Below are 18,864 nucleotides of genomic sequence, written 5' to 3'. Positions count from 1 at the left end.
GAAGTACTGTGGGGCCATGCTCCCCGAAGTCACAGCGACCCGCTATGTCACGCCCCTGCGTGAGGGCGGCTCACTCCCCGGCATCGTCGAGGCCGACGATCTCGGCACGTACGTCATGAAGTTCACCGGCGCGGGGCAGGGCCGCAAGACCCTGGTCGCCGAGGTCATCTGCGGCCGGCTGGGCCGCCGGCTCGGTCTGCGCGTGCCCGATCTGGTCACCATGCAGCTCGACCCGGTCATCGGCCTCGGCGAACCCGACCAGGAGGTGCAGGAGCTGCTGAAGGCGAGCGGCGGACTGAACCTCGGCATGGACTTCCTGCCGGGCTCGATCGGCTTCGACCCGCTGGCCTACGAGGTGGACCCGGCCGAGGCCGGCAAGGTCGTCTGGTTCGACGCGCTGATCAACAACGTCGACCGCTCGTGGCGCAATCCCAACATGCTGGTGTGGCACGGGGACCTGTGGCTCATCGATCATGGAGCCACCATGATCTGGCACCACAACTGGCCCGGGGCGGCCGCCTCGGCCGCCAAGCCGTACGACGCGTCCGACCACGCGCTCGCGCCGTTCCGGCCCGACATCGCCGCCGCCGCTGCCGAGCTCGCACCGCTCGTGACGGAGGAACTGCTGACCGAGGCCGCCGCGGACGTTCCCGACGAGTGGCTGGTCGGCGAGCCCGGCTTCGAGACCACCGATGCCCAGCGGCGCGCCTATGTCGAGCCGCTGCTCGCCCGCGCGGCCACCATCCACGAGCGGATCACGCTGACCGCGCCCTCCAAGCCCCGGCCCTCCCAGGCCCCCGGCTGGCTGACCGGGCATCCGACCCCCTGGCCGCACCCGGCCAAGGCACAGAAGGCGGCGGGCGAATGAGCGGGCGTGAGGTCTTCGAGTACGCGGTGCTGCGGATCGTGCCCCGTGTGGAGCGCGGTGAATTCTTCAACGCGGGTGTGGTGGTCTACTGCCGGGCCCGGTCCTTCGTCGCCGCCCGTACGCACCTGGACGAGGTGAAGCTCAAGGCCCTGGACCCGCATGCCGATGTGACGGGAGTACGAGCCGCTCTGCACGCCGTCGAGGGCGTCTGCCGCGGCGGGGACGACGCGGGTCAGGCGTCCCGCGACGACGCCGGCCGCCGGTTCCGCTGGCTGATCGCACCGCGCTCGACCGTCGTCCAGCCCGGCCCGGTGCACACCGGGCTGACCGCCGATCCGCAGGCCGAGGCCGAACGGTTGCTGGAGCTGCTCGTACGGTGAGTGACCCGGCGCACGCGGTGGGCCGTTGACACCGCGTGCCATGGCTTCTAGCGTCTCGTCTGCTGAAGGTACTAAGCGGTCGCTCATCCGTCGGGACGTACCGGATGAGCCGCATCCAAGGGCGAGGAGAACCAGCATGTCCACCACCGAGCAGCGCGTCGCTGTCGTGACCGGCGGGGCGCGCGGCATTGGCGCAGCCACCGCGGTCCGGCTGGCGGCCGAGGGCCGTGCCGTAGCCGTACTCGACCTCGACGAGGCGGCCTGCAAGGACACGGTCGAGAAGATCACCGCGGCGGGCGGCACGGCGCTCGCCGTCGGCTGCGACGTCTCCGACAGCGCTCAGGTGGAGGCCGCCGTGGCGCGCGTCGCCGCCGAGCTCGGCGCGCCGACGATCCTCGTGAACAACGCCGGCGTGCTCCGCGACAACCTGCTCTTCAAGATGAGCGAGTCCGACTGGGACACCGTGATGAACGTGCACCTCAAGGGCGCGTTCCTGATGGCCAAGGCGTGCCAGAAGCACATGGTCGACGCCGGCTTCGGCCGTATCGTCTCGCTGTCGTCCAGCTCGGCGCTCGGCAACCGCGGCCAGGCCAACTACTCCGCCGTCAAGGCCGGTCTCCAGGGCTTGACCAAGACCCTCGCCAAGGAACTCGGCAAGTTCGGCATCACCGCGAACGCCGTCGCGCCCGGGTTCATCGTCACCGAGATGACGGCCCAGACGGCGGAGCGCGTCGGCATGGGCTTCGAGGAGTTCCAGGCCGCCGCAGCGACGCAGATCCCGGTCCAGCGCGTGGGGTACCCCGAGGACATCGCCGGCGCCATCGCCTTCTTCACGGGCGACGACGCAGGCTTCGTCTCCGGCCAGGTGCTGTACGTCGCCGGCGGACCGCTCAACTGAACCGGGAGACGACGAACATGACCGCAGAAGTACCTGACAGCGGCAAGGTCGCGCTGGTCACCGGCGCGAGCCGCGGCATCGGCTACGGAGTCGCCGAGGCGCTCGTCGCCCGCGGCGACCGGGTGTGCATCACCGGCCGTGGCGAGGACGCCCTCAAGGAGGCCGTGGAGAAGCTCGGCGCCGACCGGGTGATCGCCGTCCCGGGCAAGGCCCACGACGAGGCCCACCAGGCGGCCGCGGTGGAGCGCACCATGGAGGCGTTCGGCCGGGTCGACTTCCTGGTGAACAACGCCGGCACCAACCCGGTCTTCGGGCCGATGGCCGATCTCGATCTGAACGTCGCGCGCAAGGTCTACGAGACCAACGTGATCTCGGCCCTCGGCTTCGCCCAGCAGACCTGGAAGGCGTGGCAGAAGGAGAACGGCGGTGCGATCGTGAACATCGCGTCCGTCGCCGGCATCTCGCCCTCGCCCTTCATCGGCGCGTACGGGATGAGCAAGGCGGCCATGGTCAATCTGACCCTCCAGCTGGCCCATGAGTTCGCCCCCGGCGTGCGGGTGAACGCGATCGCGCCCGCCGTGGTCAAGACGAAGTTCGCCGAGGCGCTGTACGAGGGCCGGGAGGCCGAGGCGGCCGCGGCCTACCCGCTGGCGCGGCTCGGTGTGCCCGAGGACATCGGCGGTGCCGCCGCGTTCCTCACGTCGGACCAGTCGGACTGGATCACGGGCCAGACTCTGGTCGTCGACGGCGGTATCTTCCTCAATGCGGGCGTGCACTGAGCGAACTGAACCGTTTTGTTCATGAATGAACCAAGTGCCCTGCCGGGCTTTTAGGTTGACCCGGCAGGGCGCTGCGGTATGGTCGGCCGACCCATGGCTGAACGAGGAGCGTGCACGTGTTCTACCGGACCTGTCTGCAGGCCGCTGCAGCCCTAGCGTCCATATCTCTGCTGGCGGGATGCGGTCTGTTCTCCGATGCGGAAGCGGACGGCAAGCAGAAGATTTCAGTCGGTACGACGAGTGAGCCCACGACGCTCGATCCTGCCGCTGCCTGGGACGGTTCGTGGGAGTTGTTCCGAAACGTCTTCCAGACGCTCGTCAGCTTCCCGACCGGCAGTACGACGCCGCAGCCCGATGCGGCGAAGAAGTGCCAGTTCATGGATCCGGCCAACAAGGTCTTCGAGTGCGAGCTGCGCTCGGGGCTGAAGTTCTCCAACGGTGACACGCTCGACGCCGCCGCCGTGAAGCACTCGATCGACCGGATCCAGAAGATCGATGTGCAGGGTGGCCCCAACGGTCTGCTCGGTTCCCTCGACAAGGTCGAGACGTCCGGCGACCGTGTGGTGCGCTTCCGCCTGAAGTCCCCGGACGCCACGTTCCCGTTCATCCTCGCCACGCCCGCCATGTCGATCGTGCCGCCGAAGGAGTACCCGGCGGACAAGCTCCGCGAGGACGGCGGGCTGACCGGGTCCGGTCCCTACGTGCTGGACTCGTACAACAAGGGCGACAAGGCGGAGCTGACCCGCAACGACACCTACGAGGGCTTCGCCAAGCGCAAGAACGACGCCGTCACGATCCGTTACTTCGGTGACTCCGACGTGATGGTCAAGTCCCTCAAGAAGAAGGAGATCGACGCGATCTACCGCGGTCTGACCGCGCCCGAGGTCGTCGAACTCCAGCAGAAGCTCCCCGAGAACGATCACCTTCAGCTCGTCGAGACCGTCGGCGCCGACATCCGCTACCTGGTCTTCAACTCCAAGGACCCGATGGCGGGCAAGCTGCCCGTGCGGCGCGCGATCGCCCAGATCGTGGACCGCGGCGCGCTGGTGAACAAGGTCTACCAGGGCACCTCCGAGCCGCTGTACTCGATGGTTCCGAAGGGCATCGCGGGCCACACGACGGAGTACTTCGACCGCTTCGGCGACCCGAGCGTGGCCAAGGCCAAGGACATCCTGGAGGACGCCGGCATCGACAAGCCGGTGCCGCTGACCTTCTGGTACACCACCGACCGTTACGGCTCGGCGACGGCGCTGGAGTTCCGCGAGCTCAAGAGGCAGCTGGACGCGTCCGGTCTGTTCAAGATCACGATCCAGGGCAAGTCGGAGAAGGAGTTCCAGCAGGGCTACAAGTCCGGCTCCTACCCCGTCTTCGGCCGTGGCTGGTTCCCGGACTTCCCGGACCCGGACAACTTCATCGCGCCGTTCGTCGGCGAGAAGAACGTGCTGAGCACGCCGTACGAGAACAAGGAGATCACCGACACGCTGCTGCCCGCCTCCCGGCGGGAGAGCGACCGTGGCGCGGTCACGACCGAGTTCGAGCGGGCCCAGGAGATCCTCGTCGACGACGTCCGGCTGCTGCCGCTGTGGCAGGGCAAGCTGTACGTCGCCGCCAGCGAGGAGATCGGCGGCGGCGAGCTCGCCCTCGACCCGCAGACGGTCATGCAGATGTGGGAGCTGTACCGCAAGGCCAGCTGGTAGGACCCGTTGTCAGTGCCTCCGGGTAGGTTCTGTGGTCGGTAAGTGATCGCATCCCGGAGGTTGTTGACGTGACCGACACCGACATGCTGCCCGAGTCCTGGCGCGGCGTCCTCGGCGACGAGCTGCAGAAGCCGTACTTCAAGGAGCTCGTCGACTTCGTCGAGGACGAGCGCGCCAGGGGGCCGGTGTACCCGCCGCGCGAGGAGGTCTTCGCCGCGCTGGACGCCACGCCCTACGACCGGGTCAAGGTGCTGGTGCTCGGCCAGGACCCGTACCACGGCGAAGGGCAGGGCCACGGGCTCTGCTTCTCGGTGCGGCCGGGCGTCAAGACCCCGCCCTCCCTGCGGAACATCTACAAGGAGATGCAGGCCGAGCTGGGCCTCCCGATCCCGGACAACGGCTATCTGATGCCGTGGGCCGAGCAGGGCGTGCTGCTGCTCAACGCGGTGCTGACCGTTCGGGCCGGCGAGGCCAACTCCCACAAGGGCAAGGGGTGGGAGAAGGTGACGGACGCGGTGATCACCGCCGTGGCCTCGCGCCCGGACCCGGCCGTGTTCGTCCTGTGGGGGAACTACGCGCAGAAGAAGCTTCCGCTGATCGACGAGCAGCGCCATGTGGTGGTGAAGGGCGCCCACCCCTCGCCGCTGTCGGCGAAGAGGTTCTTCGGATCCCGGCCGTTCACCCAGATCAACGAGGCCGTCGCCGCACAGGGCCACGCGCCCATCGACTGGCGTATCCCCGACCTCGGCTGACCGTTCGCGCACCCGGCTGACAGGCACGGGCCACCTGCCCGAGCCTGTGCGGCATTGTCGGTGGCGGCGGCTAGCGTCGTGATCGTGGCGTCCGGCCGAGCGGCCGGCGCCACGGTCGCACGTCGGGCGCACGGATGCGGGAGGCGGCAGTGGTGGAGCAGCAGGAGGCGTCGGGGGACGCCGTCATGACCCGGATCGGGCAGGCGATCATGCTGCTGCACGGCGGTGACCGCGAAGAGGCCCGCAATCGCTTCGGCACGCTGTGGGCGGAGATCGGCGACGCGGGGGAACCCCTCCACCGGTGCACCCTCGCGCACTACATGGCGGACACCCAGGACGATCCGGTGGACGAGCTGGAGTGGGACCTGCGGGCACTGGCGGCGGCGGAGGGGCTGAGCGAGCAGCGGACCGCCGCCCACCAGGCCGGGCTCGCGGTGCGGGCCTTCTACCCCTCGCTCCACCTCAACCTCGCCGCCGACTATGTGAAGCTGCACCGGCCGCAGGCGGCCCGGATCCATCTCGACCGGGCTCGCTCCGCGACCGACGCTCTCGGCGACGACGGATACGGCCGAGGGGTCCGCGCGGCCATCGAACGCCTGGAGCTGAGGCTGCGCACCGACTGAGGCGCGCGGGTCCCGTGCCGCCGGGTCCCGCCAGGCCGTGCCGGCAGGGCTCTGGGCCGCGTCGGCGGGCCCGGGCCGGGATCAGGACCCTGCGCTGCCGGGAAGGGGCCGGGGAGCCGTGCAGGGCCCCGGGCGGACCGGCGGGTGCCGACCGAACGGGCCGGAATCCGCCGCATGCCAGTGGGCCGGCTCAACGTCCGTACGCCTCCCGGCAGATGCGTGCCTGCGCGCTGTCCGGTCGCCAGCTCCCGTAGCCCTCGCTCAGGGCACAGACGTCGGGCCGCGACGTCGGCACGACGGACGGCAGCGTCCGGGGCGTCGGAGGTGTCGGCCCCGTCTGCCGGGTCGGGACGGCAGAGGGGTCGTGGCGGCGCGGTACGGCGGACGCGGACGACGGCGCCGCAGGGGGCGGGGAGGGCGTCTTCCGTGCTGCCGGCGGGGCCAGTGCCTCGCGCGTGGGTGCCTGACCGATCCGGGGCTCCACCACCTGCGCCGGGCGGCTCCCGGCCGGTGCGGGGATCGGAGCGGGCCCCGCGTCCACGGACACGCAGCCCGTCACGGACAGGCCCCACGCGGCCCAGACGGCCACTCCAACCAGGAGTTTCGCGGCGGTCGGTGGCCGCCGCGTCGATGATCGCTGCACGCGATCAACTCTGCTGGTCGTCGGCCCGGTTCACCGCCCGATCGCTCCACCATGCCCCTCACGAGTGACATCGGCCCGGCCGCGGTCGCGGGCGTCGGGCGGGGTCAGTCGCCCGTGGCGCCGTCGATCCGCTCCCGTACCAGGTCGGCGTGGCCGTTGTGGCGGGCGTACTCCTCGATCATGTGCGTCATGATCCACCGCAGGTTGAACGCCCTGCCGGAACGGGTGGTGCCGGCCGCGACATCGTCCAGTGAGCGGCCCGCGACCAGCTCGCGGGCACGCGCGATCTCCGCCTGCCATGCGGTGCGGGCGTCCGACCAGGTGTCCTTGTCCGTGACGTGGAAGTCCCCGTCCCGGTCCTCCTCGCAGTAGAGCGTGGGGACGTCCTCGCCGGCGAAGACGTCGCGGAACCAGCCGCGCTCGACCTCCGCCATGTGCCGTACGAGTCCCAGCAGCGATATCCCGGACGGTGGCACGGACCGCTCGCGCAGCTGCTCGTCGGTGAGCCCCGCGCACTTCAACTCCAGCGTCTCGCGGTGGAACTCCAACCAGCCCGTCAACATGGCCTGTTCGTCTGCGGTGGTGGACGGTTCGGTGCGCTCAGGTCTCGTCATGGCGATCATCCTGGAGGACCGGCCCGCCGCCCGCCACGGCATTTTCGCCGAGCATCCCCCGCAGCAGCTCGGTGAACCCCGTGCGCAGCTCCGCACGGTCGGGGACGGCCGCGTGGTACGACCCCACGGCGCAGGCGAACATCAGCCCCTCGCACCAGGCCACCAGGGACAGCGCATGGCGCTCCGGCTCCGGTGAACCGGCCGCTGTCATCAGGGCGTTCAGCATGGTCCGGAAGCGGCTGCCCGCCGCGTCGTAGTACTCACGCAGCTCCGGTCTGCGGGTGGCCTCCAGGGCGAGTTCGTAGCGGGCGACGAGGAGTTCGCGATGGCGCGTGAGATAGCGGTGCAGCGCGAGGGCCAGGGCGTCCGCCAGGCCCCCGCCGCCGTGGCCCGCGGCCGACAGCTCGCCGGGTGTCAGAACGGCCGCCTCGCGGTCGGCCAGACGCCGTACCGCGGCCTCCAGGAGGGCCAGCCGGGTGCGGGCGTGATTGGACGTCGAGCCCTGGGGGAGGCCCGCGGCCTCGTCCACCGCCCGGTGGGTGAGACCGCGCATACCGCGCTCGGCGAGCAGTGCGAGCGCGGCATCGGCGATCAGATCGGCGCGGGAGGTGCCGGGGGTGACGCGGGAGGTGCCCGGAGTGGTGCGTTCTGCCATGGGCCCAACCTACCCGCGCAACTACAGCTGTAGTACGCTCGGCGTGTCACTACACATGTAGTGCGCATGTGAGGAGGAGCCATGTCCGAGCCCCGTGCCGTCGTCATCGGCAGTGGTATCGGCGGCCTGACCGCCGCCGTCGCCCTGCACCGAAGCGGCTGGCAGGTCACCGTCCTGGAACAGGCCGCCTCCCTGGAGCCGGTCGGCGCCGGCATCGGACTCGCCCCCAACGGTCAGCGTGCGCTCGACGTCATCGGCCTCGGCGACGACATCCGGGAGCTGTCCGCGTGGCAGGGCGACGGCGGGATGCGCACCCCGCGCGGCCGGTGGCTCGCCCGCACGAACAGCGCGGCCGCCGCAGAACGCTTCGGCGGGCCCCTGGTCCTTCTTCACCGGGCCACCCTGGTCGACCGCATCGCCGCCCTGCTGCCCGCGGGGGCCGTGCACACCGCGAGCGAGGCCCGGCTCACCGACCCCGGCGCCGCGGACGGACGCCCGGCCCGTGTCACCACAGCGGACGCGGAGTTCGAGGCGGAACTCGTCGTCGGTGCCGACGGAATCCACTCGGCCGTCCGCACCGCGCTGTTCCCCGCCCATCAGGGCCCGGCCTACTCCGGATTCACCACCTGGCGTGTCGTGGTCCCGGGCCTCGGCAGGCCCTTCGCACCGCACGAGAGCTGGGGCGCCGGCACCCTGTGGGGCACCCAGCCGCTCAAGGACGGCAGGATCTACGCGTACGCGGCGGCCGTCGCACCCGCCGGCGACCGGGCGGACGACGAGAAGGCCGAACTCCTGCGCCGGTTCGGGGACTGGCACGACCCGGTGCCGGCCGTCATCGCTGCCACGGACCCGCGTCAGGTGCTGCGCAACGACGTCCACCACCTCATCGACCCCCTGCCCGCCTTCCACAGCGGCCGGACCGTCCTCGTCGGCGACTCCGCCCACGCCATGGCGCCCACCCTGGGTCAGGGCGGCAACCAGGCGATCGAGGACGGCATCGTCCTCGCCCATCACGTCGCCCCCGGAGCCGACCTGGGCGCGGGCCTCGCCGCCTACAGCGCGGACCGGCTCCCGCGGACCACCGCAGTCGTCCGCAAGTCGGCGCGGGTCGCCCGGGCGATGTCGCTGACCGGCCGGCCGGCCGTCGCCGCGCGCAACACCCTGATGTCCGCGGTCTCCCGGCTCGGGCCGGGCGTCGTACTGCGGACCTTCGACGGCATCGCCGACTGGCAGCCGCCCCGGCGCCCGTATGCTGACCAGGCACACGGGCGAGGACACAGCGTGAGGGAGGCCCCGTGAAGGTCGGCTGCATCGGACTCGGCGACATCGCGCAGAAGGCCTATCTGCCCGTGCTGGGCGCCCTTCCAGGCATCGAACTGCATCTGCAGACCCGCACACCGGCCACCCTGACCAGGGTCGCCGAGACGCACCGCATCCCCGCCGGTCAGCGCCACACCGACCTCGGCCGGCTGCTGGAACAGGGCCTCGACGCCGCCTTCGTGCACGCGCCGACAGCGGCGCACGCGGAGATCGTCGGCCGTCTCCTCCAGGCGGGTGTGCCCACGTACGTCGACAAGCCTCTCGCGTACGAACTCGCCGAATCCGAACGGCTGGTGGACCTTTCCGAATCGCGCGGCACCAGCCTGGCCATCGGCTTCAACCGGCGATTCGCGCCGGGGTACGCGCAGTGCCTGGAGCACCCGCGCGACCTGATCCTGATGCAGAAGAACCGCGTCGGCCTCCCCGAGGACCCCCGCACGCTCGTGCTCGACGACTTCATCCATGTCGTCGACACGCTGCGCTTCCTCGCCCCCGGCACGGTCGAGCACAGCGATGTGCGGGCCCGCATCGTCGACGGGCGGATGCACCACGTCGTCCTTCAGCTGTCCGGCGAGGGATTCACCGCCATCGGCACCATGAACCGGATGAGCGGCTCCGCCGAGGAGATCCTCGAGGTGTCCGGCCAGGACACCAAGCGCGAGGTGCGCAACCTCGCCGAAGTCGTCGACCACAAGGGGCAGCCGAGCGTGCGTCGGCGCGGCGACTGGGTGCCGGTGGCCCGCCAGCGCGGCATCGAGCAGTCGGTGACGTCATTCCTCGAAGCGGTGCGCGCGGGGAAGTTCCTCAGTGCCCAGGACGCCCTGAGGACTCACGAACTGTGCGAACGGGTGGTGCTTCGGGCTCTCGAGCAGGCCGCCTGACCGCCCGCGTGCCCTCGGCCGCCAGCCACAGGGCCAGCACGGCGAGCGCGCCGTACACCGCCCAGTCGCCGAACCGCACGTACGCCGTCGTCCCGCGCGCCAGCGGTATGTCGTAGACCGCCGCCGTGCTCTCGTCCGTACCGAGCGGCTGCCCCACCCGGCCGCCGTGCGCGTCGTGGACCGAACTGACACCGGTGAGCGTGGCGTGCACCATCGGCCGCCCGCTCTCCGCCGCCCGCAGGGCCGCCAGCGACGCGTGCTGCTCCGGCGCCCAGCTGTTCTGGAAGGACGACGTCGCCGACTGGGCGATGAGCACCTGGGCGCCGTCCCGGGTGAGCCTGCGGCTCATGTCGGGGAACGCCGACTCGAAGCAGACCAGCGGACCGAGGCGCAGCCGGTCGGCCCCCTCGCCCGGCAGGACCATCACCACGGGACGCGTGCCGCGCAGCCGGTCCTCGCCGGCCGCCTTGCCCACCGAGGTCGCCCAGCCGAGCAGATCACGCGCCGGGATGTACTCACCGAACGGCACCAGACGCATCTTGTCGTAGCGGTCACCGGTCGGTCCCTGCGGACCGACCAGGACCGAGCTCTTGAAGATCCCGCTCTGCCCCGAGGCGTCCACCCGCCGGGCGTCGACATTGACCAGCAGATCGGCGCCGACCGCGCGCGACAGCACCGCGAGACGCGCCGCCAGATCGGGGCGTTCGCGCAGGTCCGAGCCCACACTGCTCTCGCCCCAGACGACCAGGTCGACGTCCTGGCCGGCCAGCTCACGCGTCAGCCGCTCGCTGCGCTCGAAGCGCTTGTCCTCGCCGCCGATGCCGTTGATCACCCCCGGCTGGACGACCGCGATCCGGGTCCGGCCCGACGACTCCGGCTGCGGCGCCCACATCCATGCCGCCGTGGTGGCCAGCGCACAGGCGACCGTGCCGCCCACCGCGGTGATACGGGCCCTCGGTACCGCGATCAGCACGGTCACCGCGGTGTTCACCGCCAGCACGAGCAGGCTGACCAGCCACACACCGCCCACCGACGCCAGCCGCAGGGCGGGGGAGACCTCCCACTGGCTGGCGCCGAGCAGCCCCCACGGACCACCCAACCCCTCCCAGGAGCGGGCCAGTTCGACCATCAGCCACCCGGAGGGGACCACGGCGAGAGCCGCCGCGGCCCGCGCGGGTGACGGCATACCGCCGAGCAGGGAGCGGACCAGCCACCCCCAGGGCGCCCACAGCAGCCCCAGCAGTGCGGCCAGCACGACGATGAACACATGGAGGCTCGGCATGAGCCAGTGATGCACGGCGACCATGAAGCCCAGACCGCCGAGCCAGCCCTCCAGCGCCGCCCGGCGCCCGGTCGGCGCCGTGCGCACCAGCAGCATCCACGGCACCAGCGCCACATAGGCGAACCACCAGAGCGACGGCTCGGGGAAGGCGAGCGCGGGCAGCGCACCGGCCAGCACGGCGGCGACCGCACGCCCGCGGGGGGCTCCGACGAGTCGCCGGGCGCGCTGCCACCCCGCGTCGTCTCCGGTCCGTCGTCGGGGCGCGCTGCCCTCCCGCCGGCTCCGGCCGACCGGAATCCGCATGACGCGCCTCCTCGTCCTGCCTGGAAGGGACCGCCCCGACGGGCCGCGAGCCGTCCCTCTCCAGTGTGCGCGAGGGGGTCCCGCACCGACAGCGTGCCCCTATCTGCTGTCGGCAAGCGCACCCGTGCCGCGCCGCCACTTCTCGGCGATCAGCACATGGTTCAGCCGCCAGCCCTCGTCCGTACGGAGCACATGGAAGGTGTAGCGGCCGCCGGACACGAAGTCGTCGCCCGACTCCATCCGCATCGGATTCACATAGTCGGCCTGGAGCTCGGCGCCGTCACCCGGATAGCCCCCCAGATCCTGGATGTGCACGCGCCGGTTGACGATCAGGTGCTGGCGTACGGGAAAGACGCGCATCGTCTCCGCCAGCCAGTCGGCGACCTCGGCGGCGGAGCCCTCGATCCCGCCGGAACTGCGGTAGTCGGCCCGCCCGTCCCCGGTGAACAAGGCCCGGTAGGCGTTCCAGTCGGCGTCGTCCACGGCCACCGCGTAACCGGTGACCAGTTCGTCGATGGCGAGGCGGTCCATCATCGTCGCGAGATCCACGCGCTGCGTCATCGGGTCAGTCTCGGGCAGCCGGGGCCCCAGGCCAAGAGCCGTGCGCACCCGTCACCCGCGTCCGTTCGGCAAACGGTGGATCTCGGCCGTCCGGAACGACAGCCCTTAGGGCCGGACAGCCTTCAGGACCACGAACTTCGGGTCGCTCGCCACGACCTCACAGTTGCCGAAGAGCCGACGCAGCCGTACGTGGTACCCGAGGTGCCGGTTGCCGATCACCCACAGCTCGCCGCCGGGCCGCAGGACGCGGCGGGCGTCACCGAACATCCGTCGGGCCGTCGAGTCCGTCGTCGCCCGGTGCGAATGGAACGGCGGATTGTTCAGGACGAGATCGGCCGAGCCGTCCGCGAGCTCCGCGAGTCCGTCCCCCACGAGGAAGCTCGCCCTCGAAGCGTCGGCGACGTTCTCGCGGTAGGTGGCCCGTGCGGAGTCCACCGCGGAGAAGGACTCGTCGGCGAAGGTCACCGAGGTCTCCGGCCCGGCGAGAGCGGCGGCGGTGCCGACCACGCCATTGCCGCAGCCGAGGTCCACCACATGGGCGGGCCCGCTGCGCTCCGGCAGATGGCGCAGGAAGAACCGGGTGCCGATGTCGAGACGGTCGGCGCAGAAGATGCCCGCGTGGTTGGTGACGGAGCGGCCCGCCAGCACACCGATGCCGTCGGGCAGGGCGTAGCGCACCGGCCAGGGGCTGGGCCCGGGGGCCAGCGCGGGGTCGGGCGTGCAGAAGATGAGCCGCGCCTTTTTCACCGCGAGCGAGGTCCGCGTCGGACCGATGATCCGCTCGAACAGCCGCAGCGTCGAGGTGTGGATCTCACTCACCATGCCGGTACCGATGACCAGGGTGCCGGCGTGCACGGCGGGCGCGAGCCGGTGCAGCTGGTCCTCCAGGAGCGCGAGGCTCTTGGGTACCCGGACGAGCAGGACGTCGATGCGCTCGGGCGGAGTGTCCCGGGCGGACAGCAGCCGCACGGAGGCGGCGTCGATGCCGTTGCGCGCCAGATTCGCGCGGGTGGCCTCCTGGCCGAGGTACGAGTCGGTGATCTGTACGGGGTCGTGCGCGGCGAGCGATGCGGTGAGAGCACCCCACCGGTCGCCCACCACGACCACGGTGCCGGACAGGTCCGCCGGATCCGCGTCGTCGATCCCCTCGAGCCTGCGCAACAGGTACTCGTCGGCGGCGTCCCATGCGCGGAGGGTGTCGCGGGGATCTTCGGGGAAGCGGGCGAGCCGGAGGTCGCCCCAGGACGTGGTCAGACGGTTCATCGTGCAGCCAGGCTAGCCGAGCGCGGGGACCTCATGATCCACGCGCCCGCTGCGCGCGGACGTCAGGCCGCTCGCCCCACGCCTTCGAGAGCCGCGGCCGCCCACTTCACCACGAGCGCCTCGTACTCCGGGCGCCGGTCGTCGGGCAGCTGCCCGTCGGCCCACAGCTCTCGGATGCGGGCGTTCAGCTCGGTGGCGGACAGGGCGGTCTCGGGTTCGGGTCGAAGGGTGGACATGGCGAACAGGCTACGACGGGCCCGAGCGACGCGTCGCCCCTTCGGCGTGTGGCGTCAGTCGCCCGACTCGCCCGCGTGAGGGCTCAAAGTGTCCGTTCCGACCAGGATGAACAGGGCAATTCCCAGAATCACCCGGTAGATGACGAAGGGCATGAAGCTCTTGGTAGTGATGAACTTCATGAACCAGGCGATGACGGCGTAGCCCACACCGAACGCGATGAACGTCGCGAAGATGGTGGGCCCCCAGGACACATGGCCCTCGCCCGCGTCCTTGAGCTCGTAGGCGCCGGAGGCGAGCACGGCGGGGATGGCCAGCAGGAACGAATAGCGGGCCGCGGCCTCACGGGTGTAGCCCATCAGCAGACCACCGCTGATGGTGGCGCCGGACCGGGAGACACCGGGGACGAGGGCCATCGCCTGGCAGATACCGAAGATCAGACCGTCCTTGACGCTCAGTTCGCGCAGCGTCTTGCGCTCCTTGATGGCGCGGTGCTTGCCGCCGGTCTCGTCGCGGGCGGCGAGCCGGTCGGCGATACCGAGGACGATGCCCATCACGATCAGCGTGGTGGCGATGAGGCGCAGATCACGGAACGGGCCCTCGATCTGGTCCTTGAGCGTGATGCCCAGCACGCCGATCGGGATCGAGCCGACGATGACCAGCCAGCCCATCTGGGCGTCGTGGTCGCTGCGCATCGACTTGTCGGTGAGCGAGCGGAACCATGCCGAGACGATCCTCGCGATGTCCTTGCGGAAGTAGATCAGGACGGCCGCCTCGGTGCCGATCTGAGTGATCGCGGTGAACGCCGCGCCCGGGTCGTGCCATCCGGCGAACGCCGCGGTGAGCCGCAGATGCGCGCTGGAGGAGATGGGCAGGAATTCGGTCAGCCCCTGGACGAGCCCGAGGATGAATGATTCGAACCAAGACATGGAAAACTACGCCATCCAAGAATGATCACGGTCAGGCGGCGCGTAGCGTTCTCGATCATGCGCCAGGTCTGAGGCAGCCTAGCGTCCCTCGACGACGGGCTGTGCCTCGGGCCCTGGCAGTGCACCGGCGCGAGCTGCGCCTCGGAGGGTCAACCGCTCGGCAGACGATGGCGCTTGCGCCAGGCGACGGCGGCGGCGCCGAGACCCGTGACCACGATGAAGCCCATCGCGATCAGGAACACGGGCGACGTCGGTGACCCGGCCCGGCTGCCCGCGACGACGTACGCCGCGGTGTTCGGGATCGAGCCCAGGCCGGTGGCCAGCAGGAACGGGACGTAGCCCATGCGGGAGACGGCCGCACAGTAGTTGGCCGCGGCGAAGGGCACCCCGGGGAAGAGCCTGATCGCCAGCATCGAGCGGAAGCCGTGCGTGCTGAGCTGGGTGTCCGCGGCCTTGAGCCAGCGGCCCTTCAACAGCGGCCGCAGCGCCTCCTGTCCGAGCAGACGGCCGAGGGTGAAGGAGATGCCCGCACCGATCACCGTGCCGGCGATCGCCGAGACGAGACCGGCCTGTGAGCCGAACAGCGCGCCCGCCGCCAGGTTGAGCAACGGCCGCGGTACGAAGGCGGCGGTGCACGCGCCGTACGCCACTGCGAACAGCATTACCGCGGCGGCGCCGCCGAGTTGGGCCGGGAAGCCGCCGGAGAGGAGTCTCTGTGGCTCGTACAGGAGGACCAGTGCCGCCGCGGTCGCCAGCATGAGGACCAGCAGCGACAGCCGCGACCAGGGGGACAACAACACCCGGGTGCAGCGGACGGCGAGTGGGGAAGCGGGCCTGGGGACGGGCTCGAACATCCGGAGACAGTAACCGACATAGGGATGTGATCGCCGTAATCTGTGACGCATGACCCCCGCGGTACCACGCAGCGAGCTCGCCGACACGGTCATGGAACGACTGACCGCGCTGTACCCCACCGGGGCCGATCCGGTCCGGGCGGCGGGCGCCGCCGCGTACATGAAGGGGGTCGCGCCCTTCCTCGGGATCTACACCGCCGAGCGGCGTGTTCTGTCCCGCACCGTGCTCGCAGGGCTGCCCGCGCCGGACGAGACCGACTGCACGGCGATCGCACTGCGCTGCTGGGCGCTGCCCGAGCGGGAGTACGCCTACTTCGCCGCCGACTATCTGCGCCGACACGTCCGACGGTGCTCCTCCGGCTTTCTGCCCGTCGTCCGCCGGGTCGTCACCACCGTCTCCTGGTGGGACACCGTCGACGCGCTCGCCGCACATGTCGTCGGACCGCTCGTCGCGGCCGACCCAGTACTCAGGACCGACATGGACACCTGGATCGACGACGACGATCTGTGGGTCGCCCGCACCGCGCTGCTCCACCAACTGCGCTACAAGGACTCCACCGACACCGACCGTCTCTTCGGGTACTGCCTGCGCCGGGCCGACCACCCCGACTTCTTCATCCGCAAGGCGATCGGCTGGTGCCTGCGGGAGTACGCCAAGACCGACCCCGACGCCGTACGGGAGTTCGTCGACTCCGCGCGGGAGAGACTCTCGCCGCTGTCCGTACGGGAAGCGCTGAAGAACCTGTGACCTGCTGACCTTGTGTCCACGCAGACCCCGCGCCCGCTGAACTCCCGTACGCGGAAAACCATTCGACGCGGCGCGGGCCGTGGGCGAACATCGTCCTCATGTTCCGGTACGCCTTCCTCGCAGCGCCGTCCGCAGTCGCGGCCGCGCCGAAGGCTGCCGCATTCCTCACGGCGGACGCAGCCGCTGCCGCGGCGCCGTTCGGCGGCGCCCGAAGCTGACCCTTCCCGGAACGTCCGGCGGACCCCACAGGGGGAGGGTCGGCAAGGCCCAGGGGTCCTCATCACGCTTCGCACTCCGAGGAAGTCCGAGGAAACAGCCATGCCCAAGACGGCATACGTACGTACCAAGCCGCACCTCAACATCGGCACCATGGGCCATGTCGACCACGGCAAGACCACGCTGACCGCCGCCATCACGAAAGTGCTCGCCGAGCGCTCCGGGAGCAGTACCTCCTACGTGTCCTTCGACCGCATCGACCGGGCGCCGGAGGAGGCGCAGCGGGGCATCACCATCAACATCGCGCACGTCGAGTACGAGACGGACACCCGGCACTACGCGCACGTGGACATGCCCGGGCACGCCGACTACGTCAAGAACATGGTCACCGGTGCCGCCCAGCTCGACGGGGCGATCCTGGTCGTCTCCGCGCTGGACGGGGTCATGCCGCAGACGGCCGAGCACGTCCTGCTGGCCCGTCAGGTCGGTGTCGACCACATCGTCGTCGCGCTGAACAAGGCCGACGCGGGCGACGACGAGCTGACCGACCTGGTCGAGCTGGAGGTCCGCGAGCTGCTCACCGCGCACGGCTACGGCGGCGAGGCCGCACCGGTCGTCCGGGTCTCCGGACTCAGGGCGCTGGAGGGCGACCCACGCTGGACCGCCGCCGTGGAGGCGCTGCTCGACGCCGTCGACACCTATGTGCCGATGCCCGTCAGATACACCGACGCGCCGTTCCTGCTCCCGGTGGAGAACGTCCTGACCATCACCGGGCGCGGGACGGTCGTCACCGGCGCCGTCGAGCGGGGCACGGTGCGCGTCGGCGACCGTGTGCAGGTGCTCGGCGCGGACACCGAGACGGTCGTCACCGGTCTGGAGACCTTCGGCAAGCCGATGGAGTCCGCCGAGGCCGGAGACAACGTCGCGCTGCTGCTGCGCGGACTGCCGCGCGACGCGGTGCGCCGCGGCCATGTGGTGGCCGCGCCCGGCAGTGTCACGCCGAGCCGGCACTTCACCGCCCAGGTGTATGTGCTCTCGGCCAAGGAGGGCGGCCGCAGAACAGCGGTCTCCACCGGCTACCGGCCGCAGTTCTACATCCGCACCGCGGACGTCGTCGGGGACGTCGACCTCGGCGAGCGGGCCGTCGCGCAGCCCGGCGACACGGTCACCATGACCGTCGAGCTGGGACGTGACATCCCGTTGGAGGCCGGACTCGGCTTCGCCATCCGCGAGGGCGGCCGCACGGTCGGCGCCGGCACGGTGACCGAGGTCGCCGGCGGGTGAGGGCTGCCGCCTCCGGGTGAGGCGCGTGGCCGGTCCTCGTACGCACCGTACGAGGACCGGCCACCTGCGCCTACGCTGCTGCCACACACCTCGGTGGAAGGCGGCGGCGATGGGCGACACGGCCCTGGTGCTCGGCGGTGGCGGTCTCACCGGCATCGGCTGGGAGATCGGCATCCTGCACGGACTCGCACGGGCGGGCGTTGACGTGACCGGCGCCGACACGGTGATCGGTACCTCGGCGGGCTCGGTCGTGGGCGCGCAGCTCGTCTCCGGGCTGCTGGAGCTCCCGGAGCTGTACGAGCGTCAACTCGTCTCCCCCGAAGGAGAGATCACCGCGAGCATGGGGCCCGCGATGCTGGCCCGCTACGCCTGGACCGTGCTGCGTGCGCGGGACAGCACGTCGTACGGCATCCGTATGGGAAAGATGGCGCTCAAGTCCGGGACGGACGGCGGGGCAGGGCGCCGGGAGGTCATTGCCCGGCGGCTGCTGTCGCACGAGTGGCCCGAGCAACGGCGGCTCGTGGTGACGGCCGTCGACGCCGCCACGGGCGAGTTCCGCCCCTTCGACCGGGACAGCGGGGTCGGACTCGTGGACGCGGTGGCCGCGAGCTGCGCGGTGCCGGGGGTCTGGCCGCCCATGGAGATCGACGGCCGGCTGTTCATCGACGGCGGAGTGCGGTCGTCCTCCAACGCGGATCTCGCCTCCGGGTACGGCAGGGTCGTCGTGGTGGCCCCGATGGCGATCGGCGGCGGACCCGTGCCGGCCGCGCGGGTGCAGGCGGCGCGACTGCGGGCCGAAGGGGCCCGCGTCGCCGTCATCACCCCGGACCGGGCGGCGCGGAAGGCGTTCGGCCGCAATGTCCTGGACCCGGCCCGGCGGGCGCCCGCGGCACGGGCGGGACTGGCCCAGGCGGTGGCGCACGCCGACGAGGTGGCGGCGGTCTGGTCCGGCTGACGGCGGGGCGCTCGGAGCGGGGCGGTTGCTCCCGCTCGGCGCGCGTGGGCGCCTGCGGCGCGGGCACGCCACGCAGCGGGCGAGCGGTGCCCGCGCTCGGCAAGGGCGGTTGCCCGCGGGCGCGG

The 18,864-nt window shown here is 71.1% G+C and carries 20 protein-coding genes; 12 read left to right on the top strand and 8 right to left on the bottom strand.

Translation table 11 applies throughout. The annotated features are described in order from the left end of the window. Positions 1–16: 16 nt before the first annotated feature. The 7 genes from OHA05_RS05090 (at position 17) to OHA05_RS05060 (ending at position 5,997) form a co-directional block, all read left to right on the top strand. Positions 17–868 (top strand): HipA family kinase, encoded by an 852-nt coding sequence (locus OHA05_RS05090; protein ID WP_328859928.1) that lies wholly within the window; start codon positions 17–19, stop codon positions 866–868. Further along, entirely contained in the window at positions 865–1,248 is a 384-nt protein-coding gene (locus tag OHA05_RS05085) for a DUF3037 domain-containing protein (RefSeq protein ID WP_328859927.1), read from the top strand. Before OHA05_RS05090 ends, OHA05_RS05085 begins: the two co-directional genes overlap by 4 nt. A 136-nt stretch (positions 1,249–1,384) precedes the next feature. Further along, positions 1,385–2,146: a 3-oxoacyl-ACP reductase FabG gene (gene fabG, locus OHA05_RS05080; RefSeq protein ID WP_328859926.1), complete on the top strand. Its 762-nt coding sequence runs from the start codon at positions 1,385–1,387 to the stop codon at positions 2,144–2,146. A 17-nt stretch (positions 2,147–2,163) separates the two neighbouring features. Then, a complete protein-coding gene (locus OHA05_RS05075) occupies positions 2,164–2,925 on the top strand; it encodes an SDR family oxidoreductase (protein WP_313947598.1) in 762 nt (253 codons plus the stop codon). 116 nt (positions 2,926–3,041) lie between these two features. Continuing rightward, entirely contained in the window at positions 3,042–4,622 is a 1,581-nt protein-coding gene (locus OHA05_RS05070; RefSeq protein WP_313947599.1) for an ABC transporter substrate-binding protein, read from the top strand. Between the two features lie 68 nt (positions 4,623–4,690). Next, positions 4,691–5,374, top strand: coding sequence for a uracil-DNA glycosylase (locus OHA05_RS05065; protein WP_313947600.1), 684 nt, complete (start codon positions 4,691–4,693; stop codon positions 5,372–5,374). 149 nt (positions 5,375–5,523) lie between these two features. Then, complete coding sequence (locus OHA05_RS05060) at positions 5,524–5,997, top strand: hypothetical protein (protein ID WP_313947601.1); 474 nt, start codon at positions 5,524–5,526, stop codon at positions 5,995–5,997. 747 nt (positions 5,998–6,744) lie between these two features. Here the strand turns inward: OHA05_RS05060 and OHA05_RS05055 are convergent. Together OHA05_RS05055 and OHA05_RS05050 are read right to left on the bottom strand one after the other, a co-directional pair. Further along, a complete protein-coding gene (locus tag OHA05_RS05055) occupies positions 6,745–7,254 on the bottom strand; it encodes a DinB family protein (RefSeq protein WP_313947602.1) in 510 nt (169 codons plus the stop codon). After that, on the bottom strand, positions 7,241–7,909 hold the full coding sequence (locus OHA05_RS05050; RefSeq protein ID WP_328859925.1) for a TetR/AcrR family transcriptional regulator: 669 nt from the start codon (positions 7,907–7,909) through the stop codon (positions 7,241–7,243). Before OHA05_RS05050 ends, OHA05_RS05055 begins: the two co-directional genes overlap by 14 nt. Before the next feature lie 81 nt (positions 7,910–7,990). On the opposite strand from OHA05_RS05050, the gene OHA05_RS05045 reads away from it, so the two are divergent. Beyond that, entirely contained in the window at positions 7,991–9,208 is a 1,218-nt protein-coding gene (locus OHA05_RS05045; RefSeq protein WP_328859924.1) for an FAD-dependent monooxygenase, read from the top strand. Continuing rightward, entirely contained in the window at positions 9,205–10,110 is a 906-nt protein-coding gene (locus OHA05_RS05040) for a Gfo/Idh/MocA family protein (RefSeq protein ID WP_328859923.1), read from the top strand. Before OHA05_RS05045 ends, OHA05_RS05040 begins: the two co-directional genes overlap by 4 nt. On the opposite strand, the gene lnt is transcribed toward OHA05_RS05040, so the two are convergent. From lnt to OHA05_RS05010, 6 genes are all read right to left on the bottom strand, one after another. Next, on the bottom strand, positions 10,034–11,695 hold the full coding sequence (lnt, locus tag OHA05_RS05035; RefSeq protein WP_328859922.1) for an apolipoprotein N-acyltransferase: 1,662 nt from the start codon (positions 11,693–11,695) through the stop codon (positions 10,034–10,036). The two genes, OHA05_RS05040 and lnt, sit on opposite strands and share 77 nt — an antisense overlap. A gap of 99 nt (positions 11,696–11,794) precedes the next feature. After that, a complete protein-coding gene (locus tag OHA05_RS05030; protein ID WP_313947607.1) occupies positions 11,795–12,256 on the bottom strand; it encodes a nuclear transport factor 2 family protein in 462 nt (153 codons plus the stop codon). A 105-nt stretch (positions 12,257–12,361) separates the two neighbouring features. Beyond that, entirely contained in the window at positions 12,362–13,519 is a 1,158-nt protein-coding gene (locus OHA05_RS05025) for a methyltransferase (RefSeq protein WP_313947608.1), read from the bottom strand. Positions 13,520–13,581: 62 nt separating this feature from the next. After that, on the bottom strand, positions 13,582–13,755 hold the full coding sequence (locus tag OHA05_RS05020; RefSeq protein ID WP_313947609.1) for a hypothetical protein: 174 nt from the start codon (positions 13,753–13,755) through the stop codon (positions 13,582–13,584). A 54-nt stretch (positions 13,756–13,809) separates the two neighbouring features. Beyond that, positions 13,810–14,682, bottom strand: a complete 873-nt coding sequence (locus OHA05_RS05015; RefSeq protein WP_313947610.1) for an undecaprenyl-diphosphate phosphatase — start codon at positions 14,680–14,682, stop codon at positions 13,810–13,812. A gap of 149 nt (positions 14,683–14,831) precedes the next feature. Next, the gene (locus tag OHA05_RS05010; protein WP_328859921.1) at positions 14,832–15,536 is read right to left on the bottom strand and encodes a TVP38/TMEM64 family protein; all 705 of its coding nucleotides are present in this window, start codon (positions 15,534–15,536) and stop codon (positions 14,832–14,834) included. 49 nt (positions 15,537–15,585) lie between these two features. Between OHA05_RS05010 and OHA05_RS05005 the strand changes: the two genes are divergently transcribed. From OHA05_RS05005 to OHA05_RS04995, 3 genes are all read left to right on the top strand, one after another. After that, entirely contained in the window at positions 15,586–16,284 is a 699-nt protein-coding gene (locus OHA05_RS05005; protein WP_328859920.1) for a DNA alkylation repair protein, read from the top strand. Between the two features lie 318 nt (positions 16,285–16,602). Further along, positions 16,603–17,784 carry an elongation factor Tu gene (gene tuf / locus OHA05_RS05000; RefSeq protein WP_313947613.1) on the top strand — a complete coding sequence of 394 codons (1,182 nt, stop codon included), beginning with the start codon at positions 16,603–16,605 and terminating at the stop codon, positions 17,782–17,784. A gap of 109 nt (positions 17,785–17,893) precedes the next feature. Continuing rightward, positions 17,894–18,739: a patatin-like phospholipase family protein gene (locus OHA05_RS04995; protein ID WP_313947614.1), complete on the top strand. Its 846-nt coding sequence runs from the start codon at positions 17,894–17,896 to the stop codon at positions 18,737–18,739. Positions 18,740–18,864: the final 125 nt, after the last annotated feature.

It is taken from the genome of Streptomyces sp. NBC_00306 (assembly GCF_036169555.1).
Taxonomy (GTDB): Bacteria; Actinomycetota; Actinomycetes; order Streptomycetales; family Streptomycetaceae; genus Streptomyces; species Streptomyces achmelvichensis.
Note: the sequence above shows the minus strand (reverse complement) of the source record. Positions and strands in the feature narration are given on the sequence as shown.